26 protein-coding genes and 1 tRNA gene are annotated in these 25,863 nt (G+C 69.3%); 13 read left to right on the top strand and 14 right to left on the bottom strand.

Features of this window, described 5'->3' with window-relative positions; all coding sequences use genetic code 11:
- Positions 1-5: 5 nt before the first annotated feature.
- Positions 6-719, top strand: coding sequence for an EAL domain-containing protein (locus ACTWLI_RS05235; RefSeq protein ID WP_445155603.1), 714 nt, complete (start codon positions 6-8; stop codon positions 717-719).
- 40 nt (positions 720-759) lie between these two features.
- Here the strand turns inward: ACTWLI_RS05235 and ACTWLI_RS05230 are convergent, their stop codons facing one another.
- From ACTWLI_RS05230 to ACTWLI_RS05205, 6 genes are all read right to left on the bottom strand, one after another.
- Positions 760-1,392 carry a class I SAM-dependent methyltransferase gene (locus tag ACTWLI_RS05230; protein WP_445155602.1) on the bottom strand — a complete coding sequence of 211 codons (633 nt, stop codon included), beginning with the start codon at positions 1,390-1,392 and terminating at the stop codon, positions 760-762.
- 26 nt (positions 1,393-1,418) lie between these two features.
- Positions 1,419-3,509 (bottom strand): heavy metal translocating P-type ATPase, encoded by a 2,091-nt coding sequence (locus ACTWLI_RS05225; protein ID WP_445155601.1) that lies wholly within the window; start codon positions 3,507-3,509, stop codon positions 1,419-1,421.
- Between the two features lie 81 nt (positions 3,510-3,590).
- Positions 3,591-5,078, bottom strand: coding sequence for a multicopper oxidase family protein (locus tag ACTWLI_RS05220; protein ID WP_445155600.1), 1,488 nt, complete (start codon positions 5,076-5,078; stop codon positions 3,591-3,593).
- Positions 5,078-5,383, bottom strand: coding sequence for an SHOCT domain-containing protein (locus ACTWLI_RS05215; RefSeq protein ID WP_445155599.1), 306 nt, complete (start codon positions 5,381-5,383; stop codon positions 5,078-5,080). Before ACTWLI_RS05215 ends, ACTWLI_RS05220 begins: the two co-directional genes overlap by 1 nt.
- A 90-nt stretch (positions 5,384-5,473) precedes the next feature.
- Positions 5,474-6,847 carry a DNA repair protein RadA gene (gene radA / locus ACTWLI_RS05210; RefSeq protein WP_445155598.1) on the bottom strand — a complete coding sequence of 458 codons (1,374 nt, stop codon included), beginning with the start codon at positions 6,845-6,847 and terminating at the stop codon, positions 5,474-5,476.
- A gap of 53 nt (positions 6,848-6,900) precedes the next feature.
- Positions 6,901-8,028: an FUSC family protein gene (locus ACTWLI_RS05205; protein ID WP_445155597.1), complete on the bottom strand. Its 1,128-nt coding sequence runs from the start codon at positions 8,026-8,028 to the stop codon at positions 6,901-6,903.
- Positions 8,029-8,287: 259 nt separating this feature from the next.
- On the opposite strand from ACTWLI_RS05205, the gene pstS reads away from it, so the two are divergent.
- The 4 genes from pstS to pstB all read left to right on the top strand — a co-directional run bounded on the left by pstS (position 8,288) and on the right by pstB (position 12,417).
- Complete coding sequence (gene pstS, locus ACTWLI_RS05200) at positions 8,288-9,406, top strand: phosphate ABC transporter substrate-binding protein PstS (RefSeq protein WP_445155596.1); 1,119 nt, start codon at positions 8,288-8,290, stop codon at positions 9,404-9,406.
- 145 nt (positions 9,407-9,551) lie between these two features.
- Positions 9,552-10,484: a phosphate ABC transporter permease subunit PstC gene (gene pstC, locus ACTWLI_RS05195; RefSeq protein WP_445155595.1), complete on the top strand. Its 933-nt coding sequence runs from the start codon at positions 9,552-9,554 to the stop codon at positions 10,482-10,484.
- Positions 10,485-11,594: a phosphate ABC transporter permease PstA gene (gene pstA, locus ACTWLI_RS05190; protein WP_445155594.1), complete on the top strand. Its 1,110-nt coding sequence runs from the start codon at positions 10,485-10,487 to the stop codon at positions 11,592-11,594.
- A 43-nt stretch (positions 11,595-11,637) separates the two neighbouring features.
- A complete protein-coding gene (gene pstB, locus ACTWLI_RS05185) occupies positions 11,638-12,417 on the top strand; it encodes a phosphate ABC transporter ATP-binding protein PstB (RefSeq protein ID WP_445155593.1) in 780 nt (259 codons plus the stop codon).
- 20 nt (positions 12,418-12,437) lie between these two features.
- Here pstB and ACTWLI_RS05180 read toward each other — a convergent pair whose 3' ends face one another.
- From ACTWLI_RS05180 to ACTWLI_RS05170, 3 genes are all read right to left on the bottom strand, one after another.
- Complete coding sequence (locus ACTWLI_RS05180; protein WP_445155592.1) at positions 12,438-13,454, bottom strand: anion permease; 1,017 nt, start codon at positions 13,452-13,454, stop codon at positions 12,438-12,440.
- A 1-nt stretch (position 13,455) separates the two neighbouring features.
- Complete coding sequence (locus ACTWLI_RS05175) at positions 13,456-14,073, bottom strand: DUF47 domain-containing protein (protein ID WP_445155591.1); 618 nt, start codon at positions 14,071-14,073, stop codon at positions 13,456-13,458.
- 304 nt (positions 14,074-14,377) lie between these two features.
- Positions 14,378-15,034 carry a hypothetical protein gene (locus ACTWLI_RS05170; RefSeq protein ID WP_445155590.1) on the bottom strand — a complete coding sequence of 219 codons (657 nt, stop codon included), beginning with the start codon at positions 15,032-15,034 and terminating at the stop codon, positions 14,378-14,380.
- 200 nt (positions 15,035-15,234) lie between these two features.
- On the opposite strand from ACTWLI_RS05170, the gene ACTWLI_RS05165 reads away from it, so the two are divergent.
- From ACTWLI_RS05165 to ACTWLI_RS05150, 4 genes are all read left to right on the top strand, one after another.
- A tRNA-Lys gene (locus ACTWLI_RS05165) sits at positions 15,235-15,307 on the top strand.
- 148 nt (positions 15,308-15,455) lie between these two features.
- The gene (locus ACTWLI_RS05160) at positions 15,456-15,959 is read left to right on the top strand and encodes a MarR family winged helix-turn-helix transcriptional regulator (RefSeq protein ID WP_445155589.1); all 504 of its coding nucleotides are present in this window, start codon (positions 15,456-15,458) and stop codon (positions 15,957-15,959) included.
- A 109-nt stretch (positions 15,960-16,068) separates the two neighbouring features.
- Positions 16,069-16,362 carry a hypothetical protein gene (locus tag ACTWLI_RS05155; RefSeq protein ID WP_445155588.1) on the top strand — a complete coding sequence of 98 codons (294 nt, stop codon included), beginning with the start codon at positions 16,069-16,071 and terminating at the stop codon, positions 16,360-16,362.
- The gene (locus ACTWLI_RS05150; RefSeq protein WP_445155587.1) at positions 16,359-17,264 is read left to right on the top strand and encodes a serine/threonine-protein kinase; all 906 of its coding nucleotides are present in this window, start codon (positions 16,359-16,361) and stop codon (positions 17,262-17,264) included. The genes ACTWLI_RS05155 and ACTWLI_RS05150 overlap by 4 nt, the downstream gene beginning before the upstream one ends.
- 99 nt (positions 17,265-17,363) lie before the next feature.
- Here the strand turns inward: ACTWLI_RS05150 and ACTWLI_RS05145 are convergent, their stop codons facing one another.
- Complete coding sequence (locus ACTWLI_RS05145; RefSeq protein ID WP_445156126.1) at positions 17,364-20,372, bottom strand: alpha-amylase family glycosyl hydrolase; 3,009 nt, start codon at positions 20,370-20,372, stop codon at positions 17,364-17,366.
- A gap of 212 nt (positions 20,373-20,584) precedes the next feature.
- On the opposite strand from ACTWLI_RS05145, the gene ACTWLI_RS05140 reads away from it, so the two are divergent.
- Positions 20,585-21,493, top strand: a complete 909-nt coding sequence (locus ACTWLI_RS05140) for a putative protein N(5)-glutamine methyltransferase (protein WP_445155586.1) — start codon at positions 20,585-20,587, stop codon at positions 21,491-21,493.
- A 17-nt stretch (positions 21,494-21,510) separates the two neighbouring features.
- Here the strand turns inward: ACTWLI_RS05140 and ACTWLI_RS05135 are convergent, their stop codons facing one another.
- From ACTWLI_RS05135 to ACTWLI_RS05120, 4 genes are all read right to left on the bottom strand, one after another.
- The gene (locus ACTWLI_RS05135; protein ID WP_445155585.1) at positions 21,511-21,912 is read right to left on the bottom strand and encodes a YtxH domain-containing protein; all 402 of its coding nucleotides are present in this window, start codon (positions 21,910-21,912) and stop codon (positions 21,511-21,513) included.
- A gap of 103 nt (positions 21,913-22,015) precedes the next feature.
- Positions 22,016-22,279, bottom strand: a complete 264-nt coding sequence (locus ACTWLI_RS05130; RefSeq protein WP_445155584.1) for a GlsB/YeaQ/YmgE family stress response membrane protein — start codon at positions 22,277-22,279, stop codon at positions 22,016-22,018.
- A 171-nt stretch (positions 22,280-22,450) separates the two neighbouring features.
- Positions 22,451-22,660 carry a dodecin gene (locus ACTWLI_RS05125; RefSeq protein ID WP_011690139.1) on the bottom strand — a complete coding sequence of 70 codons (210 nt, stop codon included), beginning with the start codon at positions 22,658-22,660 and terminating at the stop codon, positions 22,451-22,453.
- Positions 22,661-22,738: 78 nt separating this feature from the next.
- A complete protein-coding gene (locus tag ACTWLI_RS05120) occupies positions 22,739-23,560 on the bottom strand; it encodes an SGNH/GDSL hydrolase family protein (protein WP_445156125.1) in 822 nt (273 codons plus the stop codon).
- 178 nt (positions 23,561-23,738) lie between these two features.
- On the opposite strand from ACTWLI_RS05120, the gene ACTWLI_RS05115 reads away from it, so the two are divergent.
- The 3 genes from ACTWLI_RS05115 to ACTWLI_RS05105 all read left to right on the top strand — a co-directional run bounded on the left by ACTWLI_RS05115 (position 23,739) and on the right by ACTWLI_RS05105 (position 25,819).
- Positions 23,739-23,996: a metal-sensitive transcriptional regulator gene (locus tag ACTWLI_RS05115; protein ID WP_056736480.1), complete on the top strand. Its 258-nt coding sequence runs from the start codon at positions 23,739-23,741 to the stop codon at positions 23,994-23,996.
- A gap of 150 nt (positions 23,997-24,146) precedes the next feature.
- Entirely contained in the window at positions 24,147-25,478 is a 1,332-nt protein-coding gene (locus ACTWLI_RS05110; protein ID WP_445155583.1) for an acyltransferase family protein, read from the top strand.
- Positions 25,475-25,819 (top strand): GNAT family N-acetyltransferase, encoded by a 345-nt coding sequence (locus ACTWLI_RS05105; protein WP_445155582.1) that lies wholly within the window; start codon positions 25,475-25,477, stop codon positions 25,817-25,819. The genes ACTWLI_RS05110 and ACTWLI_RS05105 overlap by 4 nt, the downstream gene beginning before the upstream one ends.
- Positions 25,820-25,863: the final 44 nt, after the last annotated feature.

Genomic DNA, 25,863 nt, shown 5'->3' with positions numbered 1-25,863 from the left:
TCAGCATGGCTTTCCAGCCGATCTATGACGCCGCCGCCGGCCGGGTCTGGGGCTACGAAGCCCTGGTCAGGGGCCTCGCGGGCGAGGGGGCCTACCAGGTCCTGTCGCAGGTCTCGCCGGAACAGAAGTACCGCTTCGACCAGGCCTGCCGGGTCAAGGCCATTGAGCTCGCCGCGCGCCTGTTCCCGGCCGGCGAGGAGCTGATGCTGTCGATCAACTTCATGCCGAACGCGGTGTACGAGCCCGCTGCCTGCCTGCGCGCGACGCTGCAGGCCGCCGCGCGGTGCAGCTTCCCGACGTCGTCGATCATGTTCGAGTTCACGGAAAACGAAGAGGTGCTGGACACGGCGCACCTGACGAACATCATCACCGAATACCGCAAGCACGGATTCACCACCGCGATCGACGACTTCGGCGCCGGCCACGCGGGACTGGGGCTGTTGGTCGATTTCCAGCCGGACCTGATGAAAATCGACATGCTGCTGATCCGGGACATCGACACCAGCCCGGCCCGGCAGGCCGTGGTTGCCGGCATAGTGGGCATCGCCGCGGAGCTCGGCATCACCCTGCTCGCCGAAGGCATCGAGACCGAGGCGGAGTTCCTGGCCCTGAGGGCGTCCGGCATCCGCCTGTTCCAGGGATACTGGTTTGGCAAGCCGGCGTTCGAGGAGCTTCCGCAGGTCCGCTCCGTGCCGGTCCTCGACGCGGCCGCGCTCTAGCCTGCCGGCCCGGGGCGGCAGGGCATCCCTCCGGGCCCGCTCAGCCCTTGACCGCCACCCCGAGCACATGGGAGATGCGAGGGTTGCCCGGCAGGACGGAAAAACCGAACCGCTCCAGCGCCCGGACGGCCAGGCCCGCCCGTTCGATGGCCGCGGCGGTGTCCCGGTTCGGGTGGCAGCCGCCCGCCAGCCGGCTCCACAGCGGCGTCACCAGGTCCTCCGCCGCGGCCAGCACGCGGTGTTCCGAGCGGACGTGTTCGTAAAACAGCAGCAGCCCGCCCGGTTTGAGCACCCGGACCGCCTCGGCCAGGACGGTGCCGGGGTCGGCCACGCTGCACAGCACCAGGCTGGAGACGACAGCGTCGATCGTGGCGTCCGCGGCCGGCAGTGATTCGGCGGTCCCGGCCCGGACCGTGACGGGCACCGCTGCCGTTCCCGCAGCGGTGCGCGCCAGGGCGCGCAACGTCGGATCGGGTTCGATAGCCAGCACCCCGGACACCGCCGGCGGGTAGAACGCGAACGTTGCCCCGTAACCGGCCCCGATTTCCAGCACGGACCCGTGCGCGGACTGCACCAGCCGCTGCCGGTGCGCAGCCGCCCCGCGGGCGTCCATCCGCGGGCCCACCCGGGCGTAGGAGCGTCCGAAGGAAGGGGCCGGGCCGCCGGTTTCCATGGTTGTCCTTTCCTTGCCGGCGGCTGTCAGCGGGCCTGGGCGGGGTTGAGCTGCAGGCGCCGCAGCAGCTGGGCGTTCAGTGCCACTACGACCGTTGACGCGGACATCAGCACGGCCCCGGCAGCGGGGGAGAGGACCACGCCGGCGAAGGCAAGGGCGCCGGCCGCGAGCGGAACGGCGACGAGGTTGTAGCCGGCGGCCCAGATGAGGTTCTGCCACATCTTGCGGTAGCTCGCCCGGGAGAGATCGACCATGGACAGGACCGCGCGGGGATCATTCCCGGCCAGGACCACCCCGGCGGATTCGACGGCGACGTCCGTGCCCCCGCCGATGGCGATGCCCACCTCGGCCCGTGCCAGGGCGGGCGAGTCGTTGACGCCGTCGCCGACCATGGCCACCTTCAGGCCCCGGCCCTGCAGCTCGGCCACCTTCTTGTCCTTGTCCGCGGGGAGGACTTCGGCGAAGACTTCGTCGATATTCAGGTCCGCCGCGACGGATTCTGCTACCTGCCGGGCGTCCCCGGTGATCATGGCCACCCGGATGCCCCGCTGCTGCAGGGCCGCGACGGCCTGGCGCGATTCCGGGCGCACCGCGTCTTCCAGGCTGAGCGCGCCCAGGACGCGGCTGCCCTCGAGCAGGTGCAGCACGGCCGCGCCGCGTCCCGCCCAGGCGGAGGTGGTATCGGCCAGCTCCGGCGGTTCCCCGGCGCCGAGCTCCTTCAGCAGCGCCGGGCCGCCGACGTGCAGCTGCCGGCCGGCTACGTCGGCCCGGACACCGCGCCCGGTCAGGGAGTGGAACCCGCTCGCGGCGGGTACCTGCAGGCCGCGCTCGCTGGCGGCGCGGACGATCGCCCGGGCCACCGGATGCTCGCTGTCCGACTCCACCGCCGCTGCCAGGGCCAGGACCTCGTCCTGGTCCGCGCCGCCCGCGGCGGCAACGGCGCGCACCTCGGGAGCGCCCTGGGTCAGGGTTCCGGTCTTGTCAAACAAGACGACGTCGACGGTCCGCATGCGCTCGAGCGCCATCCGGTTCTTGATCAGTACCCCGGCGCGCGCGGCCCGCTCGGTGGAAAGCGCGATCACCAGCGGGATGGCCAGGCCCAGCGCATGCGGGCAGGCGATGACAAGCACCGTGACCGTGCGTTCGACGGCGTCCGCGACGCTGCCGAGCAGGGCCCACGCCACGAAGGTCACGACCCCGGCGCCGGCGGCAAAGTAGAACAGGAACGCGGCGGCCCTGTCCGCCAGGGCCTGGGCCCGGGAGGACGAGGCCTGGGCCTCGGCGACGAGCCGCTGGATACCGGCGAGGGCGGTGTCGTCCCCGATGGCCGACACCTTGACCCGGACGCTGTTGTCCGTCGCAACGGTGCCGGCGACCACGGCGTCCCCGGGCGAGCGGAGGACCGTTTTGGACTCGCCGGTGATCATGGATTCGTCGAACTCCGCCTGGCCCTCGGTGACGGTGCCGTCCGCCGGCATCCGGCCCCCGGGGCGGACCAGGATCGCGTCGCCCGGGACGAGGTCGGCCACCTTCACCGTCTCCGTCCCGGACCCGGTGATCCGCTCGGCCTCGTCGGGCAGCAGCGCGGCCAGCGCATCCAGGGCCCCCTGCGCGGAGCCCAGTGCCCGCATCTCGATCCAGTGCCCCAGCAGCATGATCGCCACCAGGAGCGCCAGCTCCCACCAGAAGTCCAGGTCGAAGCCGCCCAGCCCCAGGCTGGTGGCCCAGGACGCCGTAAAGGCGACCGTGATGGCCATGGCGATCAGCAGCATCATGCCGGGTTTGCGGGCCTTGAACTCGCCCAGGCCGCCCTTGAGGAAGGGCTGGCCGCCGTACAGGAAGATGACGGTGCCCAGCACGGGCGGGATCCACCCCGAACCGGGGAAGGACGGAGGCTCATACCCCAGCAGGTGGCCGAACATCGGGCTGAACAGGACGACGGGAACCGCCAGCGCCAGCGTCAGCCAGAATCTGTTCTTGAACATCGCGACGCTGTGGCCGGCGTGCTGCCCGTGGCCGTGGACCACATGGTCCTCGTCCGGCCCGTGCGCGCCGCCGTGGTTATGGTGCCCGGGCTGTCCGCCCTGTAGGGTCTGGCTGCCGTGCCGGTGTTCCATGATGCACTCCCGAAAGATTCATCGGTTATCGAACGCCATCAAACATACCCCCGGGGGGTATAGCTGGCAAGGGGTGCCGGATCAGCGCACCTCGATCACGCCCATCATGCCCAGGTCCTCGTGGTCCAGGATATGGCAGTGGTAGACCGAACGGCCGGAGAAATCACGGAAGGCGATGCGCACCGTGCATTGCCCGTTGGCCGGCACGTTGACCACGTCCCGCAGGATGGTTCCCTCCAGCGGCCGGTCGTTCTCGGCGATCAGCTGCATCGGCCAGACGTGCAGATGGAACGGATGGTCCATGAAGCTGCGGTTGACCAGGACCCACTCCTCCACCGTTCCGGCGGTTACGACCGTGTCCGTCCGGAGCTCGTCAAACCGCAGGCCGTTGATGGTGAAGCCGGCCATGCCCCTCCCGGGGCCGGGACCGCCGCCCATTCCGCCGCCCATCGGCGTGCCGAGCACCAGCTGGCGGCGTGCAGCGACGACGGCGGAGCGGAGGTCGGGCGGCGCCGCGCCGGCAGCGGCTACGACGGGCGCGGGCGAGGCGCGGCCGCCCTCCACGTCCAGGGTGGCCAAGGCGGTGCCGGAGGGATCGGTCACGGATTCCGGCGCTCCCGCGCCGCGTCCGGCCATCATGGTCATGATGCCGCGGTCGTAGGGCAACGCCCGCAGCACGGAGCGCCCGAGGGCCGCCGTGACTAACAGCTCGGCCCGGTTGCCCGGGGCGAGCAGCACTTCCTGGACATCCGGGGGCCGGCCGTACCGTCCGGAGTCCATGCCCAGGAGCTGCAGTTTCTGGCCGTCCAGCCTCAGCCGCAGATACCGCGCCACGCAGCAGTTGACGATTCGCCAGCGTTCCCGTTCCCCGGGGCGGGCCGTCAGCCGCGGATTGGCCTGGCCGTTGACCAGCAGCAGGTTGCCCTCGCGCCCTGCCATCCGGTCCGTTGCCGAGGTTCCCGCCACGTTCCCGGCGCCGTCCAGCGTGGTGTCGGAGACCAGCAGCACCCGGTCGGTGCCTGCCTGCGCGGGGTCGCGGTCCCGGACGACAATCGCGCCGAACAGGCCCGCAAAGACCTGGTCGGCGACCCTGCCGTGGTGGTGCGGGTGGTACCAGTACAGGCCGGGCGGGTGATCCGGCGGGAGCCGGTACTCGTAATCAATGCTCCGGCCCGGATTCACTGTCAGGAAGACGTTGTCGCCGTTGCCCACGGGGGAGACGTGGAGCCCGTGCAGATGCAAGTTGCTGGGTTCGGCGAGCTTGTTGGCCAGCCTCAGCTTCAGCACGTCGCCGGGACGGAGCGCGAGCGTTGGCCCCGGGATGCCGCCGTTATAGCCCAGCGCTCCGGCCAGGCGCCCGCCCAAGGCAAACCGGCCCGGCGCGGCCTCCAGGCTGGCCTCGAGCCTGCCGCCCGAGCTGCCCAGGGTTTCGGGCTGCCGCAGGGGTTCTCCCGTGACCGGCGCCTGGTCCGTGCGGAGCGACCACCACAGTCCGGCCCCGCCGGCGGCCGTTCCGGCCAGGCCGAGACCGCCCAGCAGCAGGGCGTTGCGGCGGCTGAGCGGCGGCATTAGGTGCCCTCGCCGAGTTCCTTCACGTACTCGCGGTACTGCTCGGCGGTCAGCTCGCCCCTGGCGAACCGTTCGTCGAGGATGCGCCGGGCCTGGCTCCGGCCGCCGGGTGCTCCGGCGCCCTGCCCGGTTGTTCCCGGCCCGGCGTAATGCCCGGCGTACGGGCCGGGGCGCCCCGGCCCCGGCTGCGGACCGCGGCCGCCGAACACCCGCACGGCGAGCAGGACCAGCACCGCGATTCCGATCAGCAGCAGCATGCCCCACAGCCACACCCACCACAGGTTTTGTCCGTAACCCCACATCATGGCCCGTCCCTCCGCCTTTGGACGCTTCCGCTTCCATAGTGTGCCCGCGGAGGGCGGCCGCGCTAGGGTCCTATGTCGGTCCCGGCCCGGTCAGCCCACCAGCAGCGACAAGGCCTCGGTCAGATGGCCGACCTCCCGGACCGAAAAGCCGGCCGGAACCGGTCCCGGGCCGTTCGGGCTCGCGGGCACCACCGCGTGCGTGAACCCCAGCCGGTGTGCCTCCTGGATGCGCTGGTTGATGCCCGGAACCGGCCGGACCTCGCCGGCCAGTCCCACCTCGCCGAAAGCGATCAGGCGCTGGGGGAGCGGCTTCCGGGCTTTGGCCGAGGCCACCGCCAGGGCCACGGCAAGATCCGTGGCCGGTTCGCTGAGCTTGACCCCGCCCACCGTCGCCACGTACGAGTCGTCCTTTTGGAGCAGGACGCCGGCGCGCTGTTGCAGCACGGCCAGCAGCATCGAGACCCGGGAGCCGTCCAGGCCGCTGGTGGCCCGGCGTGGCTGTGCGCTCGTATTGTCCGCGAGCAGGGACTGCACCTCGGCCAGCAGCGGCCGGCGGCCCTCCAGCGTGACCGTGATGCAGGTGCCGGACACGGGGTCCTTGGTCCGCGAGACAAACAGGCCGCTGGGGTCGGCCAGGCCCTCGATGCCGTCCTCGTTCAGGTCGAAGCAGCCGACGTCGTCGGTCGGGCCGTAGCGGTTCTTGACGGCGCGCAACAGCCGCAGCCGGGAGTGCCGCTCGCCCTCGAACTGGCAGACCACGTCCACCAGATGTTCCAGTAGCCGGGGGCCTGCGATCGAGCCGTCCTTCGTCACGTGCCCCACCAGCAGGGTGGTCATGTTGCGGCGCTTGGCCGCGGCGATCAGGGACGCGGCGACTTCGCGGACCTGGGATACCCCGCCGGCGCTGCCTTCGACGTCGGCGCTGCTGAGCGTCTGGACCGAGTCCACCACCAGCAGCCTGGGTTCGAGCTTCTCCACCTGGCCCAGGGCCTGGCCGAGGTCCGTCTCCGCGGACAGGTACAGCGATTCGGCGACGGCGTCGATCCGGTCCGCGCGCAGCTTCACCTGCGCCGCCGATTCCTCCCCGGTGACGTAGAGGACGTCCTGCGCGGTGCGGGCGAACTTGGCCGCGACGTCCAGCAACAGCGTGGACTTGCCCACGCCGGGCTCCCCGGCGAGCAGGATCACCGCGCCGGGCACCAGACCCCCGCCGAGCACCCGGTCCAGTTCGTCGACGCCGGTGGGCAGGAAAGCCGCCGTTGTCGCGTCGACGTCGGCGATCCGCCGCGCCGGTTCCAGGACGGCGGCAGCCGCCGTTGTCCGGGCCACGGCCGCGCCGGTTTCCTCCACGGTGCCCCAGGCCTGGCACTCGCCGCACCTGCCAACCCATTTGGCCGTCGTCCAGCCGCACTCCGCACACTTATAGCCCGGTGCCTTGGCGGCCCGGGACGTCTTTGTAGCCATTGCTCCACCCTAGCCGGGGGCCACGACATTCCGGCCCGGCCGGGCCACCTTGGCTACAGGGCGGGAAGGACGTCCCGTGCCTCGTCCGGATCCATGCCGGCGGCCTCCAGCAGGTCCACCATGAGGGGCCGGAAGAGCATCACCACGGTTTCACCCTCGAGCCGCTGGACGTCCAGCAGGCGCGGGTGCAGCCTTCCGGCGGTTTCACTCAGCGCTGCCCTGGCTGTGCGCAGGTGTGCGCGCCGGACGCCGTCGTGCACCTCGGCCAGTCCCAGCCCCAGCTCATCCACCGCCGCGGCGGTCTCCTCCAGCACCTCGGCGATGTTCTCCGTGGCCTCGTCGGAAAGCGCGGCGTGGTTGATGGCGCTGGTGAGCCGGCGGGCGAAGACGCGGCTGTTGCGCAGTGCCAGGTCGATGAAGTCGACCGACTGCGCCAGTCTGTCCAGTTCGTCCCGGTACCGCCGGTAGGCCGGCGCCAGGGCGGCCACCTCGCCGGAGGACCGCAGGGTCTGGCGCATCGCGTCGACCAGGGGCTGGCAGTTCCGGGCGCGGACCAGCGCGTGCCAGGCCTGGGTGGAATCGCTTCCGGCCAGGGCCGAGGAGCAGCCGCGCAGCACTTCGGCCAGTTCGTGCAGGAGTTTCTTGACGTCGTTGCGGGGCTCGCGCCTCGGGTCCTTAGGAATCAGGAAGGTCACGGCGAGGGCGAACACCCCGCCGACGACGGCGTCGATGCTGCGGGTGAATGGCCCCCCGGCGGGCGCCGGCAGCAGCACCACCAGCAGCGATTGCAGGCCAAGTTGGGTGGTGAAAATAGTCCCGCTGTCCAGGAACCGGGCCAGTAGAATCGAGAAGAGAAGCACGACGGCGGCCTGCCAGATGCCCGCGCCCAGCCAGTGCAGGAGCAGGTCGCCCACCACAATGCCGATGGTGCAGCCCAGGCCCACCTCCACGACCCGGCGCAGCCGCGGTTCCCGGGAAAAGCCCAGGGCGATCAGGGAGGAGGTGGCGGCGAACAAGGGACCCGTGTGGCCGAGCACGTACTCGGCGAAGGCATAGGCGCCGACGGCGCAGGCGGTCATCTGCAGGGCCGGCAGCAGGGACTTGCGGCTCCGGACCAGCCCGGTGCGCGCCCGGCCGCGCAGGAACCGTGCGCTTGCGGTAAATCCAGGAGCGGAGGCCATGCCCTCCAGTCTATTTGCTGGCGCCAGCCCCCGGGGCCGGCGCCCCGGCCCTAGGCTCCGCCAGGAAAGAACGCAATGGCGACCCGTCAGATGTTAGCCAATCGCCCGGCGTCGTTAACCTGCCGTTCACCTTGGACCCCAATTCCCTTCACCTGAGGCCCCTAACTTCGATGAAGGTACAAAACGTATCCACCGTCTTTCCTGCCTGGACGTCTCCGGTCCGGCACGCATCTGAATAACCCTGGAAGGGGTACATCTAGTGAAGGCATCACGCTTCGGCCGTAACGCGGCCATCGCTGTTCTCGCAGCCGGCGCTCTCGCGCTTACCGCTTGCGGTTCGGATAATGCAACCAACACCGCCGCAGGCACCCAGTCCGCCGGCGGCCCGAAGGTCACCGGTACGCTGACCGGCATCGGGTCCTCCGCGCAGGGTGCGGCCATGGATGTGTGGAAGACCAACTTCGCCTCCGCCAACCAGGGCGCCAACATCCAGTACTCCCCGGACGGCTCCGGCGCCGGACGCAAGGCCATCCTGGACGGTTCGGCCCAGTTCGCCGGCTCGGATGCGTACCTGAAGGACGAAGAGGCCGCCAAGGCCAAGGACCAGTGCGGGCCCGACGGCGCCATCGAGGTTCCGGTCTACATCTCGCCGATCGCCATCGCCTTCAACGTCCCCGGCGTGACCGACCTGAAGCTGGACGCCGCCACCGCGGCCAAGATCTTCCGCGGCGAAATCGCCAAGTGGAACGACCCGGCCATCACGGCGCTGAACCCGGACGCCAAGCTGCCTGACCTCAAGGTCACCCCGGTCAACCGCTCCGACGATTCCGGCACCACCAAGAACTTCACCGAGTACCTCTCCGCCGCGGCTCCGGCCGTCTGGAAGGACAAGGCCGACGGCATCTGGCCGTCCTCGCTCAAGGGCGAGAACGCCAAGGGCACCTCCGGCGTCGTCAAGACGGTCACCGATACCGCCGGCGCGGTCACCTACGCCGACGACTCCGCGGTCAGCGGCAAGCTGGGCACCGCCCAGATCAAGGTCGGCTCCGACTTCGTCAAGATCTCCCCGGAAGCGGCCGCCAAGGCCGTGGACCTGGGCAAGCCGGTCGAGGGCCGCGGCGCCAACGACCTGGCCATCAAGCTGGACCGCACCACCACGGAAGCCGGCGCCTACCCGCTGGTCCTCGTTTCCTACCACATCCTCTGCAGCACCTACGACAAGCAGGAGACCGTTGACCTGGTCAAGGGCTTCGAGAAGTACGTGCTGTCCGAGGAAGGCCAGAAGGCTGCTGCCGAGTCCGCCAAGTCGGCTCCGCTGTCCTCGACCCTATCGGAGAAAGCCGCCAAGGCCATCGAGACCATCAAGGTCAAGTCCTAAGCTCTGACCTTTCCGCTAAGTTCCCCGCCCCGCCGCTTGGGGGGACGGGGAACTTAGCGGTGTTTTCCGCAGTTTCCATAGTTTCCGATCGCTGCGGGCCGGTAACGTTCACTACATCCGCACTATCACCACCGAAGGGCCAGGAATGACCTCCACCTCCCTGACCAAATCCCAGGGCGCAGGCCGCGCCGGGGACAAAGTCTTCTCAGGTGCCACCCTGGCAGCAGGTTGCCTGATCCTGGCCGTGCTGTTCGGCGTCGCGCTCTTCCTTGTCGTCCAGTCGGTGCCGGCGTTCACCGCCCCGGCCGAGGACATCCAGGGCGGCCAGGGCTTCCTCGCCTACATCTGGCCGATCGTGGTGGGCACCCTGATCGCCGCGGTGATCGCGCTGGTCATCGCCACCCCCGTCGCGATCGGCGTCGCGCTCTTCATCTCCCACTACGCCCCGCGCGGCCTCGCGTCCGGCCTCGGCTACGTGGTGGACCTGCTGGCCGCCATCCCCTCGGTGGTCTACGGCGCCTGGGGCGCGGCGTTCCTGGCCAAGGAAATCGCCCCCGCCTACGACTGGCTCGCCAAGAACATGGGCTGGCTGCCCATCTTCCAGGGACCGGCGTCGGCCACCGGCAAGACCATCCTGACGGCAGGCATTGTCCTTGCGGTCATGGTGCTGCCGATCATCACCTCGCTCTCGCGCGAAATCTTCCTGCAGACCCCCAAGCTGCACGAGGAGGCCGCCCTCGCCCTGGGCGCCACGCGCTGGGAAATGATCCGTATGGCAGTGCTGCCGTTCGGCCGCCCCGGCATCGTCAGCGCCGTGATGCTGGGCCTCGGCCGCGCCCTCGGTGAGACCATGGCCGTGGCCCTGGTGCTCTCTTCCGGAGCCCTCACCGCCAGCCTGATCCAGTCCGGCAACCAGACCATTGCCGCCGAAATCGCGCTGAACTTCCCCGAGGCCAGCGGGCTGAAGGTCAGCACGCTCATCGCCGCCGGCCTGGTGCTCTTTGTCATCACCCTCGGCGTGAACATGATTGCCCGGTGGATCATCACCCGGCACAAAGAATTCTCGGGAGCCAACTAAATGACCTCCACCCTCACACCGGTCCGGAAGCGCTCGGCGCTGACCAAGGGCCAGCTGCCCAAGGCCGCGCCCTACATCGTGCTGGCGCTCGCACTCGTCCTCGGCGCCGCCATCCTGGCGCTGGTCGGCTTCAACGCCTTCGGCTGGGGCATCGTCTCCGCCGTGCTCTTCGCCGCCGGCCTGGTCGGCTGGAGCGCCGCCGTCGAGGGCGCCCGGAAGGCCAAGGACAAGCTGGCCACCTGCCTGGTCGTCGGCGCCTTCCTGGTCGCCCTGCTGCCGCTGATCTCGGTGATCTGGACCGTGCTGGTCAAGGGCCTGCCCGGCCTGATGGACCCCGGCTTCCTGAGCACCTCGATGAACGGCGTCACCGGGGCGTTCGACAACAAGAGTGTCGAGGAGGGCGCCCCCGTCGTCGGCGGCATCTACCACGCCCTGGTGGGCACCGTGCAGATCACCCTGCTCGCCACCGTCATCTCGGTCCCGGTGGGCCTGCTGACCTCGATCTACCTCGTCGAATACGGCGAGGGCCGGGCACTGGCCCGTGCCATCACCTTCTTCGTGGACGTCATGACCGGCATCCCCTCGATTGTGGCCGGCCTGTTCGCCGCGGCGTTCTTCTTCGCCGTCGTCGGCCCCGGCACCAAAACCGGGGCCGTGGCCGCCGTCGCCCTGTCCGTGCTGATGATCCCGGTCGTGGTCCGGTCCAGCGAGGAAATGCTCAAGATCGTCCCGAACGAACTCCGCGAAGCCGCCTACGCCCTCGGCGTCCGCAAATGGCGGACCATCCTGCGCGTGGTCATTCCGACGGCGATCTCCGGCATCGCCTCGGGTGTCACCCTGGCCATCGCCCGGGTGATTGGCGAGACCGCCCCCATCCTGGTCACAGCCGGATTCGCGACATCCATCAACAACAACGTCTTCGGCGGCTGGATGGCGTCACTGCCGACCTTCATCTACACCCAGATCCTGAACCCGACGTCACCGTCCAACCCGGGCCCCTCCGACCAGCGTGCCTGGGGTGCGGCCCTGGTGCTGATCATCCTCGTGATGCTGCTTAACCTGGCTGCCCGCCTGGTGGCCCGCATCTTCGCCCCGAAGGCCGGCCGCTAGGCCGCCGGCACCCGGCCCCTATCTCCCCAAGTGAAGGAACAGCATGTCTAAGCGCATCGACGTCAAAGACCTGAACGTCTACTACGGCAAATTCCTGGCCGTCGAGGACGTCAACATCAACATTGACGCCAAGTCCGTGACCGCCTTCATCGGCCCCTCCGGCTGTGGCAAGTCCACCTTCCTGCGCACCCTGAACCGGATGCACGAAGTCATCCCCGGCGCCCGGGTGGAGGGCGAGGTGCTGCTGGACGGCGACAACCTCTACGGCGCCGGAGTGGACCCGGTGACGGTGCGCTCGCAGATCGGCATGGTCTTCCAGCGGCCCAACCCGTTCCCCACCATGTCCATCCGGGACAACGTGCTGGCCGGCGTGAAGCTGAACAACAAGAAAATCTCCAAGGGCGAGGCGGATTCCCTGGTGGAGCGTTCGCTGCGCGGTGCCAACCTCTGGAACGAGGTCAAGGACCGCCTGGCCAAGCCCGGCTCGGGCCTCTCCGGCGGCCAGCAGCAGCGCCTCTGCATCGCCCGCGCCATCGCGGTGGAACCGCAGGTGATCCTGATGGACGAGCCCTGCTCCGCGTTGGACCCGATCTCCACGCTCGCCATTGAGGACCTCATCAACGAGCTCAAGGACGAATACACCGTCGTGATCGTCACCCACAACATGCAGCAGGCCGCCCGCGTCTCCGACAAGACGGCGTTCTTCAACATTGCCGGCACCGGCAAGCCGGGCAAGCTGATCGAGTACGGCGACACCCACACCATCTTCAGCAACCCGACCGTGAAGGCCACCGAGGACTACGTCTCCGGCCGCTTCGGATAGGCCCGCCTGCCGACGGGTTGCTAGAGGCCGGCCAGCGGTGACAGGGCGAGTTCGAGCACGAACGCGGCTGCCGCGGTGGCCAGCGGGGCCAGGACCCAGAAGACCAGGATCCGCAGCACCAGCCGCCGGTCCGTCCCGGCATAGCGCTGGTTCGCGCCGGCGCCCAGCACGGCGGAAGTCACCGTGTGGGTGGTGGACACCGGCCAGTGCAGCCCGATCGCGCCCACCAGCAGGATGGCGCTGCTGAAGAGCTGCGCAACGGATCCGCGCAGCGGATCGGTCCGGATCATCCGGTAGCCGATCGTGTAGGAGATCCGCCAGCCGCCGGCCAGGGTGCCCGCGGTGAGCATTCCGGCCGTCAGCAGCGCCACCCAGGCCGGGATCGACCCGCCGTCGGGGATGCCGGCGGCCAGCATCGCCAGAAGCAGCACCGCGCCGGTGCGCTGGCCGTCCTGCAGGCCGTGACCGAACGCGACGGCGCCCGCGGCGATGGCCTGGGCGCGCCGGGACCTGCTGTTCACCACGCTTGGCGGGGTGTAGCGCGCGGCCCAGGTGGCGGGCCAGACCAGCAGGTAGGCGCCGGCGAAGGCGATCACCGGCGACAGCAGCAGGGGCAGGACCACCTGGGACAGCAGGGACTGGTCCACGCCGAGGACCGAGTGCCCGCCGACGGCAACGCTGGCGACGCCGGCTCCGGCGAGGCCGCCGACCAGCGCGTGCGTCGAGGACGAGGGGATGCCCCGCCACCACGTGTAGATGCCCCACAGTACAGCGCTCAGCAGACCTGCGGTCAGGATGCTCAGGCCGTTGCCGCCGGCCGGCAGCACCACCCACGCCCTGCTGACCTCCAAGGCCATCGCCGCGCTCAGGCCGGCGCCGACAAAGTTGAACAGCCCGGCCAGCAGCACCGCCACGGTGGGCGTCAGCGCCCGCGTCCGGACGGCAAGGGCTACCGACGACGACGCGTCCCGGAAGCCGTTGAGGAAGGCAAATGCCCCGGCGGAAACCACCACCATGGCAAAGAAAACGACCGACACCTCAGGATTCCTTGACGATGATGCTGCCCACCTGGGTCGCGATCCGCCGCATGTCCTTGGTGACCTCGACCAGCTGGTCCGCGACGTCCCGGTTGCGGGCGTACTGGGCCGACTTCATGTCCTTGAGCATGTCCGCCACCCACACGCGGTGGGTGCGCTCGGCGCGCTTGGCGAGGCGGAGCACCTCGATCCAGTAGTCCTCGAGGTCATCGAGATTGTCCAGCTGCCGCATGGCACCGACGGTGAGCTCCGCCTGCCGGCTGATGATTTCGAGCTGGTCCGCCGCGCGCCGGGGCAGCCGCTCCAGCTTGTAGAGGAAGACCAGGTCCGCGGCCGCGTCGAGCTTTTCCATCGCCTCGTTCAGGTAGCGCGAGAGCGCGTACATGTCTTCCCGGGGCAGCGGGTTCAGGAAGCTGGTCCGCATATGGGTCAGCAGTGCGAAGTGCAGCTCCGCCGCCTTCGCTTCGTGGTCGTGCATGTCTTCCACGAGGCGCTGGTGCTCGCTGGCGGGGGCACCGAGGATCTCCGAGAGCGTCCCGGTGGCCACCGCGATCTGGCGGGCCATCTGGGACAGCAGGTTCAGCCCGGCGGGCTCCTGGGGGAAAAGGCGCAGCTTCACGTGGGGTTACCGGTTTCCGGACGAGGCTTACACGGATGGTCTCTGCCGGCCCTGGTACGTGACGATGACCCGCGCATGGGCATAACTTTACCGCCCGGGCCGGCGGCGCCGGGACCGTCCACCGCCCGCCCGCGCCTGGTCATGGCTTCCGCACGCGGGCATGAAAATGGTGCCGAACCGGATACGCCTCTCGGCGGTAGGCCGCTCTAGGCGGCTAATTGTTGAAGCCCGGGGGTTTCGCGGTTCGGCACCGCCTTTAGTTTTCTACGTCGGCAGAACCAAGTCAACATTGACAGATCGGGCCTCAGTCGAGTTCGCCCAGCCGCCAGGCGTTGGCGGCATGTTCGAGGTCCTCCGCGGTTTTGACTAAGAGGTGTGAATTCCGGGTGAGCTTGCTGGCGTGGTTCGCGTTGCTGTGTTCCGCCCCGTCCGCGAGGGTCGCCTGGCCCAGTGCCACCACCCGGCAGAACGCCGCAGAGCGCTCCAGTGCGACGTCGAATTCGCCGTCAAACGCGCCGGAAAGGATGGCATCTGCCATGGATTTCATTTCGTCGGCGCCCGGCGGCTCGGCCGCACCGGCGACGACGTGGGAGACCTGCGCGGTGTCCTTGCCGGCCCGGAAGTAGACCGAAATCCGCTCCGGGTCCCGGATCGTGGCGGCGCGCAGGGCGTACAGGCGCCACAGCGCGCCGGGAAGCGACCGGGCCGGGCTCTCGGCCCACATTTCGGCGATCGCGTCCAGCCCCTGCTCGTCGGCGAGCTTGACCAGCCGCCGCGTCACCTTCGGGTCGTCACTGTCCCGTCCGCGGCGGACCAGGGCCTGCGCCGCAAGATGCGCGGCCTCGGAGACGCGGGCGGGGTCCGCTCCGCCGGCGAACGGCTCGAAATCGATCGGCGCGAACGGCTTCGGCTTGTGGTGACGGTGCGGTCCGGGGCTGCTGGCTCCTGATTGCTCGCTCATGGCACCACGCTACTCCTGTGCATTCCGGGAATCGAGCGAGGCCCCGGGCCGGGTGCGGCCGCCGGGAACCCGGCCCGACGACGCCGCTTGGAACCGGTGAAAAGCGCGCCCGGGTCTGGGGTACAGTGTTAACGTCCAGAAATGGACTGGGCCGACGTGCCGTTGATCGGTGGAGTTTTCGCCGCCGCGGCTGTCGGCTGGGGCCTTTAGCTCAGTTGGTAGAGCATCGGACTTTTAATCCGTGGGTCGTGGGTTCGATCCCCACAGGGCCCACTCTTTTAGCGAAGAGTGGAAAAACCCCGGCATCCTGGCGACAGGAAGCCGGGGATTTTTTGCATCCGGCGGAGGGCCGTTGCAGGGCCGCTGTCCAGGCCGGGACACGGCAAGCCTGCCTAGTAATTAGCTCGGCTAGGATTACCGCATGGACACGGACACCCCGGCCGGCTCCGGATACTGGTACGCACCCGACGAACGCGTCGATCCTCCCACGGCTGTGCTGCAGGCGCTGCGCGGCTACCGCGCGGCCGAGGTCGAGTCCCGGCGGTCCACCCGGGACTCCATGGGCATGGGGGAGACGGACCTCCTGGCGCTGCGGTACCTGCTCCGGGCGGAAGCGGCCGGGGAACGCATGGGCCCCAAGGATCTCAGCCGCCTGCTCGGCATCACGACCGCGTCAACCACCTCCCTCATCGACCGCCTTGTCGCGAGCGGGCACGTCCGGCGCGAACCCCATCCGACCGACCGGCGGGCCCTGGTGATTGTCCCCACCGCCGAGACGGATGCCGAGGTGCGCGCCACGCTCGGCCAGATGCACCGCAAAATGCTGGCCGTGGCCGAGACCTTCAGCCCGGAAGAGAGCCGCGTCATCGTCGCCTTCCTCCGCGGCATGACCCAGGCACTCCGGGAGTACAGCGAGGGGCACTAGAACCGCGGCTTCTGCTTCGGCAAACTTTCTGACCAGATAACTAGCTAGTTCGACTAGTGATATGTATGCTTACTACCTGTGTCAGTTATTCGTTTGCTTTGGAGGAGTCGTGACTGAGTTGTTGACGATCACCGGGACCCCGGGGGCCGGAGCCGCCCCGCTGGGTGTGCCCTACTCCCCGGCAGCAGAGGCCGCAGTCCCACCCCTTAATCCGGCCAGCAAGGCACCCAGCCATTGCGGCACCCCGATGACGTGGGCTGCCCCGGCGCTGGACGCCATGTCCGCCCATACCTTCGGCGCCGGCGACGGGCCCCTGGAGCTGCCTCCCGTGTGGCGCTGCTCCTGCGGCTTCCAGCTCGACGGCGTCGTCCATACGTCCAACGCCCTGGCTTCGCTTTCATGAGCGCAGCCCCGGTATTTGAAGCCCCCGCCGCAGGCCCCGGCCCGGCCGCCGGGCTCGACGCCCGGATCCTGCCCCTGCCGGAGGCCCCCGAGGGGCGCTTCCTGGTCCATGAACTCCTGGGCCGCGGCGCGACCGCCACCGTTTTCCGCGGCACGGACCTCGCCACGGACCGGACCGTCGCCATCAAGGTCGCCGAAGGCCCCGGCGAGAAGCACGCCCGCCGGATCCATGCCGAAGCGGAAGTCCTGGCAGGCCTGGACCACCCGGCAATCGTCAGCTTCGTCGCGGCCGGGACAGTCCCGGACGGGGATCCGTGGGCGGGCCGGCCGTTCCTGGTCGAGGAGTTTGCCTTCGGCGGCAGCCTGTCCGAGCGGATCCGGGGCGGTTCCTCCGCCGCGGAGGAGGTGGCCGGCTGGGCCGCCGCCGCGCTGTCCGGGCTCGAGCATGTGCACGCCCGCGGGCTGGTCCACCGGGACATCAAGCCCGCCAACATCCTGCTCAGCGCGCTCCGGAGGTGTTCGGTACGTATCGCCGACTTCGGGATCGCCACGCCGGCAGGCACTGCACCGGAGCCGGGCGAATCCTCCGGGACCGTGCACTACATGAGCCCGGAACAGGCCGCCGACCAGCCGCTCCGCGCCGCCACCGATATTTACGCGCTGGGCCTGGTACTGCTGGAATGCCTCACCGGGGTCAAGGCGTATCCCGGGACGCCGGTCGAATCGCTCGTGGCCCGCACCCTGCGCGGCCCGGAGATCCCCCCGGAGCTGGGGGCCGGCTGGGTCTCCCTGCTCACCGCGATGACGGCCATGGATCCCGCCGCCCGGCCCTCGGCGGCTGCGGCCCACAAACTCGCAGCCAAACTGGCCCGCCCGCTGCCGCCGCTCCGGCTGGTCGGCTGAGACACCGCCCGACCCAGAGACGCCGAAGGCCGGCCTGCACCCAGCATTGTTGCCAGGGGTGCGTGCCGGCCATCGGCGTCCGCAGGGGAGGCCCGGGGACTACCCCGCGCTGATCAGATGGGTGACATGGTCATAGCGGAACGTGACTGGTCCGCCGTCGTGCACGTAGGCCAGGTTCGCTCCGCCGGCAGCGCCGCCCGCACCGTAGTTCTCCGACCAGGAACGGTTGAGCGCGGCCTTGAAGGAGTAGCTGCCGGCAGGCAGATCCGGGACCGTCAGCTTCCAGACCCGGTCCGCCGGGTCCAGGGTGAGCTGGGCCTGCGGGCAGTCCGGCATCCAGTCGCCGGCACAGCCCAGCTCCGAGTCGAGGTCCCCGGCAACCGCCACGGCCGCCGGCTGCTGGGAGGCGTAGACGGCACTCATGACGTGCGTGCTGTGGTCGTAGCGGAAGGTCACGGCACCGCCGGGGTGGTTCAGGACGATGTTGCTGCCGTTGGCCCCGCCTCCCGCGCCGTAGTTCTCATCCCAAGAGCCGTTGATGGCGGCCTTGAACTCGTAGCTGCCGGCGGGCAGGTTCGGGACGGTCAGGCGCCAGATCTTGTCCGCCGGGTCGAGCTTCAGGAAGGCTGCCGGGCAGTCCGGCTGCCAGTCCCCGGGGCAACCCATTTCCGAGTTGAGGTTGCCCGCAATGGTGACCGAATCGGGCTGGGGCAGATCCCCCGCGACCACGGTGCGGATGCCGCTGACGACGTCGGCCGTGCCCGGTTCGCTCAGGACTGCACGGTACCGCAGCTGCGTGCCGTCCGGCACTGACTGCGCGGACAGGTCGTCCACCGCGGTGTAGGCGGGAGAGGAGCTGTCCTCGCCGAACTTCGTCCAGGTCCCGCCGTCGATGCTGCGTTCGAACCGGACCACGTAGTCGGCCTTGTCCGGAGTGGCGACGGCGCTGATCTCGACCTTGCCGCGGACGCTGCTGCCCTCCTTCGGGTTCACGATGCTGAGCGCCGGGGACGGGACGGTCCCGCTGCGCGACTGGCTCACGGCGGTGTGCGCCCCGTTGTCCAGCACCACGGCGCGGTACTCCACGGGGGTGCCGGCGCTCAGCGCGGAGACGTCATGGAAGACCTGGTACGGCGCCGTGTCGTCGGTGCCGATCGAAGCCCATGCCCCGCCTGCCGTGCGGGCCTGGAACGTGACCTCGTAGAAGGAGCTGCCGTCGACGTCGGCCGCCACGCGGATGCGGCTGTTGTCAGCGGCCGCCGCCGCCGGTGCCTGCAGGCTGACGGCGGGTGCCGCCTTGGAGTGCGGGATGCGGCCGGCGGACTCATAGACGACGGCGGACAGCGGCGGAACCGTGACCGTCAGCTTCCCGTCCGCCGCGGTTTTGGCCTCGGCGGGCGCGTTGCCGTAAATCCGGTTGAAGGTGCGCTTCGCCACGTAGGTGGGGACCGCTGCCGACTGGGTCTGCTTGCTGTTGTTGATGGAGACCACGTACTCGCGCTGGTCCTTGGCGTCGGTCCGGGAGAAGGCGTAGATGCCCGGGCCGTCGGAGGCGTAGCGGTTCTGGTGGGCGCCGTTGCGCAGCGCCGGGTGCTCGGTGGTCAAGGCCGCGAGTCCGCTGATGTCGCGGTACAGCGGGTGGGCGGTGTTGAAGTTGTCGGCCGCGTGCGTGGCGTCGGTGCCCAGCAGGTCGTCGTCAAGGTAGTCCGGGACCTTGCTGGCGAACATCGTCTGGCGGGCGTCCTGGTCCCCGCCGGGGCCGGTGAAGCCCTGCTCGTCGCCGTAGTAGACCACCGGGTTGCCGCGGGAGAAGTACATCAGCTCGTGGGCGAGCCGGTCCCGGGCGACCCGCTCGGCGTCGTCCGCGCCCGGGTTGTCCGCGCTGATGAAGCTGCCGATCCGGCCCATGTCGTGGTTGCCCAGGAAGGTCGGAAGCTCGTAGACGTTGGAGTCGGCGTCGGTGTACCAGTCGTCCCCGGCGAAGAAGGTCTCAAGCTCCTTGGCGCCCTGGCCGCGCGAAGCGAAGTTCCGCGCCGCCTCCTGGAACGGGAAGTCGAGCACGGCCTGCATCTTGTTGCGGGTGGTGAACTGGGAGGTGAAGCTCTTGGAGGTGTCGAAGACCTCGCCGAACATGAAGAACTCGTCCTTACCGTGCGCCTTGGCGTACGAGAGCACCCGGGGGCCGAACTGCTGCCAGAACTCGTCGTTGACGTGCTTCATGGTGTCGATCCGGAAGCCGTCGACGCCGAAGTCGCCGATCCACTTCCCGTAGATGTCGACCATGCCGTTGACCACCTTGGGGTGCTCGGTGAACAGGTCGTCGAGGCCGAAGAAGTCGCCGTAGGAGGAGTTTTCGCCCTCAAAGGTGGTGTCGCCACGGTTGTGGTAGAGCGTCGGGTCGTTGAGCCACGCCGGGACCTTGAGGTTCTCCTCGCCGGGGGCGAGCTTCGGTGTGTACGGGAACGAGGTGGCCGCATCCAGCTTCGGGAAGGTGCCGGTGCCGGCGTAGTCCCGGTCATCGAACGGCTCCCCGGCGGCGGTCAGGTACGGGGCGGCATCCTTGGACTTGTAGGCGGTACGGTCGCCCTCTTGGTAGCCGATCACGTCCGCGGTGTGGTTGGTGATGATGTCGAAATAGACCTTCATCCCCCGGGAGTGCGCCTCATCGATCAGGGTCTTCAGCTCCGCGTTGGTACCCAGGTGCGGATCGATCTGGGTGAAGTCGGTAACCCAGTAGCCGTGGTACCCGGCGGACTGGTCCTCCGGCTGGACGGCCTTGTTCTTGAAGCTCGGGGTCAGCCAGATCGAGGTGGTGCCGAGGCCCTGGATGTAGTCGATCTTCTCCCGCAGGCCCTTGAGGTCGCCGCCGTTGTAGAAACCCTTCCTCGTCGGGTCGAAGCCGGAGACCATGGGGTCGGAGCCCAGGCCGCCGTCGTCGTTGGTCGCGCTGCCGTTGTTGAAGCGGTCCGCCATCACGAAGTAGAACCGTTCGTCGGTCACCGGCCCGCGCAGCGAATGCGGCGCCGACGGGGCGCCGGGCCCGCGGGGGTCCGGGGCGGCCTGGGCGGGGAGGACGCCGACGGCGGTGGCGGCCAGCGCTGCCACCAGGGTGATGCCGGCGCGGGTGGTGCTGGGGCGTCCTGCGCCGCCCCTCCGACGGGGCGGCCTGGGCAGGCCGGAGCTGCGGGTGAACACGATGGAGACCTTCCGGGTGAGCGACGTTGCCTCGACGAAGGGGGATGCGGTCGGGAGGCTACTGAGAGCCAAGTCACAACTGTAAGCGCTTGCACACGGTTTATCCAGCAAAATCATGGTTTGTCGTGGCAGCGGTCCGGGTGGCCTTGGATAGCATTGCCTCGGACCGGGGCCCGGTGCCCGCAGCGGCGGGCCGGGCCGCGGTGGAAGGGGTGCGTGAACGGATGCAGGACCCGCAGCCAGGTGTGGCCGAGCGGCTGCGTGCCGCAGGCTGTGTCTTCGCCGAAGAGGAGGCTGCCCTGCTCACGGCGGAAGCAGCCACGACAGGGGGCCTGGAAGAGTTGGTGCGGCAGCGCATCTCCGGGCTGCCGCTGGAGCAGGTGCTGGGCTGGGCGGAGTTCTGCGGTCTCCGCATCCTCGTTGACCGCCGCGTCTTTGTGCCCCGCCGCCGCACGGAGTATCTCGTCCGGCGTGCAGCGAGGCTGTTGCGCTCCCGCGCGGACGAACGCCCGGTCGTCGTTGACCTCTGCTGCGGAACGGGGGCGGTGGGGGCCGCGCTGGCGGCGATCGCCGGCCCGCTGGAACTGCATGCGGCCGACGTCGACCCCGCCGCTGCGGCCTGCGCGCGCCGCAACCTAGCGCCGCTGGGGGCTGCGGTCCATGAGGGCGATCTCTACGCGCCGTTGCCGGTCCGGTTGCGGGGCAGGGTGGATCTGATGGTGGTCAATGCCCCCTACGTGCCGACGGGGCAGATCGGGACCATGCCGCCGGAGGCGCGCCTGCATGAGCCGCTGGCCTCACTCGACGGCGGACCCGACGGGTTGGCGCTCCAGCGGCGGGTGGCCGCCGGGGTGCGGGACTGGCTGGCGCCGGGCGGGGCCCTGTTAATGGAGACGAGCCGCCGGCAGGCGCCGGAAACAGCGGCGATTCTGGCTGCGCACGGGCTCGGCACCCGCGTCTTCACGTCCCGCAAGCGCGATGCGGCCGCCGTGCTCGGCGTCAGCGCCGCCGGAGCGGACAGGGCCGGCGGCTGAGCGCCGGCCCTGTCCGGTCAGCGCTTGTCCGGATCGACGTCGGTGGAGGCGGCGTGGGCGCCGCCGGTGGTCCCCAGGTTGGCGGTGCCGGGGTGGGTGCTGTGGGCCGGAATGGCCGAACCGCTCCCGGCGGACGGGGTCTCGGGGGAGGAGGGGCTGTCGCCGTGGCCGGCGTCGCGCTGTACGGCGGAACTGATGACGGTTCCCGCGCGTCGGGCGGCCTCGGTGAGCTGGCTGGAGACCTCGGGTGCTTTTTCCTTCACGGCCTCGGATGCCGCCGATACCTTGTCCTGGACCGGTTTGCTCTGCCAAAAACTGGCGGCCTGTGACTTGAGTTTTTCGTAGGCGGCGCGCCCGGAACGGGATCCGAGGACGTAGCCTGCCGCGAGGCCGGTGCCGAAAAGAAGTTTGGACTTCATGGAGTGCTCCTGATCTCTTGGAGAATCGTGGTCGAACGGTGCCTGGTACCAAAAAACCGGTCCCAGGAACGAATCCCGGGACCGGTTTTCCGGTCACGCCGTATTAGCGGTGCGAGCGCTTGGTGATCATGCCGTAAATCAGCAGAACGATGATCGAACCGCCGATCGCGAGCAGCCACGTGGTAAGCGAGAAGAATTCCTGCAGTCCGGTGCCGAAAATTGCGCCACCGATGAGGCCACCGAGGATGGCACCCACAACGCCGAGTACCAGCGTGATGAGCCAGCCACCACCCTGACGGCCCGGCAGGATAGCCTTAGCAATTGCTCCGGCGATGAGACCCAGAATCAGAAATGCGAAAAAACCCATTTTATTGGCCCTTCTCTTTCATTGAGGAGACACCCGGGTTGCCGGGTGCGCTTCATCCTTCTGCCTAAATACTAATCATGCTTACTATCAAAATGCCACTCGGGGCGGGCAGAAGTTTGAAAAATCCCCGTATTTGCCGGGATGCGGCGGAGCCTTTGGCCGCGGAGTTCCTTAGCGCTCGAGCCGGAAACCGAGCTTGATGGTCACTTGCCAGTCGGCTACCTGGCCGTTTTCCAGGTGCCCGCGGATTTCCTTGACTTCGAACCAGTCCAGGTTCCGCAGCGTCTTGGCGGCCTCGGCAATGCCGTTGCGGACGGCTGCGTCCACGCCCTCGTTCGAAGTTCCGACAATTTCCGAAATGCTGTAGGTGTGATTAGACAACTTCGCTCCTCATGATCGTCAGTCTCCGGCCGGCGGCCGGGGCCGTCCCTGCAGAGTAGCCGAACCGGAGCGGGGGAACTAGGGGTACGCTGCCTGGCCGGGCACGCCGAAGACCGGTCCCGGTACGGGGCGCTTGGGACCCGGCGGGACCGTTCCGCCCCCCGGCCGGAACCGCCGGACCACCCACGGGAGCAGGTAGTGCGCGGCCCACGCCAGGTCGCTGGCCCGGGTCTCGCGCCAGTTCACCGCGGGCAGCGGCTTGGGGTGCAACGGGACCAGGCCGTGCGGCACCTGCAGGGAATCGAGCACCATGGCCGCGATCGTGTGGTGCCCCAGCGGGGAGAAATGCAACCGGTCCGGGTCCCACATCCGTGAGTCGCTCAGTTGCCGCAGGGTCCACAAGTCGGCGATAACCCCGTGGTGCCGGGAAGCGATGGTCCGGATGTTTTCGTTGAAGACGGCCACTTTGCCGCGGATATGGCCGAATACGGGGGTCTCGCCCCAGTCCGGACCGGTGAACAGGACGACGGTGGCGCCGGTGGCGGAGAGCGCGGCGACGGCCTCATCCAGGGCCGCGGCCAGCCGGTCCGGGTCGCGCCGGTGGAAGACGAGGTCGTTGCCGCCTGCGGACAGCGTGACGAGGTCCGGTTTAAAGGCGATGGCCGGGCCGAGCTGACGGTCCACAATCTGTTGCAGGACCAGGCCGTTGACGGCAAGGTTGGCGTAGGAGAAGTCGGCGCGGGCGGTGCCGAATTCCTCGGCGATCCGGTCCGCCCATCCCCGCATCCCGCCGGGACTGAGGGGTTCGGGGTCGCCAAGACCGGCGGTGAATGAGTCCCCGAGGGCGACGTAGCGCTTCCAAGGGCCCGTGCCGGCGCTTGTGGCGCCTTTGCGGGCCATCGCCGGGTTGACGAAGCTGGCCGCATTCACACCTCAGAAATACGCCGCGGCACACGGGCGACGCTAGGTCCTTTATGCCCTACGCGCCCGGTTTCGCAGAACCGCGGACGCCGTCGTGCGCCGATACCAAGGGGGGTATATCATAGAGGGGAATCCATCTACTTCCGGGAGGACACCCATGGAACTCGATCCCTCGGACATGAAGTCCGTCATCAACCGCCTTCGCCGCGCCCAGGGCCAGCTTGCCGCCGTGACCCGCATGATCGAAGAGGGCCGGGACTGCAAGAGCGTGGTGACGCAGCTTGCCGCCGTCTCCAGCGCGCTGGATAAGGCCGGATTCTCCATCATCGCCACCGGCCTCCAGCAGTGCATGCAGCAGGAAGACCCAAGCCTGGACCGGGCCGAACTGGAAAAGCTCTTCCTCTCCCTCGCCTAGCCGCCCGCCGTACCGGAACCGTCCGGACACCGGCCCGCGCGGCTGCAGGAGGCCGGGACCCTCGGGTCCCGGCCTCTTGCGTTCCCCGCGCCGGCGCCGACAATAGAGGGACGGCGGCCTGCTGGCCCTGCCGCCGCGGTAAGGAGCGCCATGCACCAGTCCCGGGAGGGAGCGGCGGCAGCCGAGTCGGCGCGTGACCCCGCCATCGACCTGGCGAGGCTGTTCTGCCTGGTGCTCGTCGTCGTCGGGCACACCATGATGGTGAGCCCGGTGCTCCATCCGGACGGGACCGTCACCTCGGAGAACACGCTCGGCAACCAGCGCTGGTTCGAGCCGGTGGTCTGGGTGCTGCAGGTCATGCCGCTGTTCTTCGTCGCCGGCGGAGTGACCGGCCTGCACTCCTGGCGCCGACTGCGGTCCCGGGGCGGCAGCGCCCTTGAATTCGCGCAGGGCAGGCTGCTGCGGCTGGTCCGCCCGTCGGCGGTACTGCTGGCCGTCATGTTTACCGGGCTCTGGGCGGCACGGCTTTCCGGCGTAGACCCCCAGGTGGTCCAGCTGCTGGCCAGCGGCGCCGGGATGCCGCTCTGGTTCCTGGCCGCCTACCTGGCGGCGCAGTTGAACCTGCCGTGGCTCGCCGCGCTGCATGACCGGGCCCCCTGGCTGACGCTTGCGGGACTGGTGTGCCTTGTGGTGGCCGTCGATTGCCTCCGCGGCGCCCTCCCCGCACTGGCCTACGCCAACATGGTGTTCCTGTGGTGTGCCGTCCAGCAGCTCGGTTTCCTGCTGGCCGACGGCGAGTCCATGGTGCGCGGCCCCGCCGGGTTGCTCGCCGTCGTGGCGGCCGGCAACCTCGTGCTCGGCGCGGTGGTGGTGCTGCGCCTCTACTCCGGCAACATGCTGGTCAACCTCAACCCGCCCAACCTGACGCTCTTCCTGCTGGCCGTCTCACAGGCGGCCGCGCTGCAACTCGCCCGGCCCTTGCTGGTCCGGGTCGCCGCGCTCGGTCCGGTCCGCAGGATGCTGTTCTTCGCGGGGCGGCGCTCCATGACGGTGTACCTGTGGCACCTGCCGCTGCTGGCCGCCATGTCCGGCCTGTGGCTGCTGACCGATCTGCCCCAGCCTGCCGGCGGAACCGCCGCGTGGTGGTGGGGCAGGCCGCTCGTGCTGCTCGGCGTGCTGGTCCTGCTGGCGCCGGTGCTGGCGCTGTTCGGAAGGCTTGAGGAGCGTCCGACGGTGTCGGGAACCCCGCGGCCGCGGCCCGCCGCGGCGGTGGTGACAGCCGCCGTCGTCGTCTTCCTCCCGGTCGGCGACGCGGCGCTTAACGGGCTCACGCCGGGCCTGCTTGGCGGCGGAGCGGCGTGCTTCGCGCTCGCGGTGTTGCTGCTGGGCCGGGTTCCGGCGCGGGACGCTGGCCGGGGCGGCGCCGCGGGATCCGGATCGCCGTTGCCACACCCGCCGATACGTGCCAATCTCGAACCATGACGGAGGAATCGGCAGCCACGGAAGACACGTTTAGCCCGGACGTCACCACCGTCCGTAACGACGCCCTGCACCGCTACGAGCTGCGGGTCGGCGGGACGCTCGCAGTCCAGGCCCGCTACATCGACAGGCCGGGCCACGTGGATTTCATCCACACCGAAACCGCCGAGCAGTTCGCGGGGCAGGGGCTGGCCGGGGTCCTCGCCCATTTCGCCCTCGATGACGTGGTGGCCGCCGGGAAGCGGATCATTCCGCACTGCCCCTACATCTACCGCTACCTCCGGAAACACGATGCTTACAACCAGTGCGTCGACTGGCCTGAACAGGCGCCGGCCGGCGCCTAGCCGCTTGTGGGCCGGGCTACAACCTCGTATGGTTTAGCTTGAGT

It is taken from the genome of Arthrobacter sp. Hor0625 (assembly GCF_052567525.1).
Note: the sequence above shows the minus strand (reverse complement) of the source record. Positions and strands in the feature narration are given on the sequence as shown.

Excerpts from the sequence above, each read along its gene's own strand:
- ACTWLI_RS05160 (WP_445155589.1), top strand. The coding sequence starts at position 15,456 with ATGGACACGGACACCCCGGCCGGCTCCGGATACTGGTACGCACCCGAC.
- ACTWLI_RS05235 (WP_445155603.1), top strand. The coding sequence starts at position 6 with ATGGCTTTCCAGCCGATCTATGACGCCGCCGCCGGCCGGGTCTGGGGC.
- radA (WP_445155598.1), bottom strand. The coding sequence starts at position 6,847 with ATGGCTACAAAGACGTCCCGGGCCGCCAAGGCACCGGGCTATAAGTGT.
- ACTWLI_RS05170 (WP_445155590.1), bottom strand. The coding sequence starts at position 15,034 with ATGAGCGAGCAATCAGGAGCCAGCAGCCCCGGACCGCACCGTCACCAC.
- ACTWLI_RS05215 (WP_445155599.1), bottom strand. The coding sequence starts at position 5,383 with ATGATGTGGGGTTACGGACAAAACCTGTGGTGGGTGTGGCTGTGGGGC.
- pstA (WP_445155594.1), top strand. The coding sequence starts at position 10,485 with ATGACCTCCACCCTCACACCGGTCCGGAAGCGCTCGGCGCTGACCAAG.
- pstC (WP_445155595.1), top strand. The coding sequence starts at position 9,552 with ATGACCTCCACCTCCCTGACCAAATCCCAGGGCGCAGGCCGCGCCGGG.
- ACTWLI_RS05225 (WP_445155601.1), bottom strand. The coding sequence starts at position 3,509 with ATGGAACACCGGCACGGCAGCCAGACCCTACAGGGCGGACAGCCCGGG.
- ACTWLI_RS05230 (WP_445155602.1), bottom strand. The coding sequence starts at position 1,392 with ATGGAAACCGGCGGCCCGGCCCCTTCCTTCGGACGCTCCTACGCCCGG.
- ACTWLI_RS05150 (WP_445155587.1), top strand. The coding sequence starts at position 16,359 with ATGAGCGCAGCCCCGGTATTTGAAGCCCCCGCCGCAGGCCCCGGCCCG.
- ACTWLI_RS05135 (WP_445155585.1), bottom strand. The coding sequence starts at position 21,912 with ATGAAGTCCAAACTTCTTTTCGGCACCGGCCTCGCGGCAGGCTACGTC.
- ACTWLI_RS05130 (WP_445155584.1), bottom strand. The coding sequence starts at position 22,279 with ATGGGTTTTTTCGCATTTCTGATTCTGGGTCTCATCGCCGGAGCAATT.
- ACTWLI_RS05205 (WP_445155597.1), bottom strand. The coding sequence starts at position 8,028 with ATGGCCTCCGCTCCTGGATTTACCGCAAGCGCACGGTTCCTGCGCGGC.
- ACTWLI_RS05105 (WP_445155582.1), top strand. The coding sequence starts at position 25,475 with ATGACGGAGGAATCGGCAGCCACGGAAGACACGTTTAGCCCGGACGTC.
- ACTWLI_RS05120 (WP_445156125.1), bottom strand. The coding sequence starts at position 23,560 with ATGGCCCGCAAAGGCGCCACAAGCGCCGGCACGGGCCCTTGGAAGCGC.
- ACTWLI_RS05110 (WP_445155583.1), top strand. The coding sequence starts at position 24,147 with ATGCACCAGTCCCGGGAGGGAGCGGCGGCAGCCGAGTCGGCGCGTGAC.
- pstB (WP_445155593.1), top strand. The coding sequence starts at position 11,638 with ATGTCTAAGCGCATCGACGTCAAAGACCTGAACGTCTACTACGGCAAA.
- ACTWLI_RS05220 (WP_445155600.1), bottom strand. The coding sequence starts at position 5,078 with ATGCCGCCGCTCAGCCGCCGCAACGCCCTGCTGCTGGGCGGTCTCGGC.
- ACTWLI_RS05115 (WP_056736480.1), top strand. The coding sequence starts at position 23,739 with ATGGAACTCGATCCCTCGGACATGAAGTCCGTCATCAACCGCCTTCGC.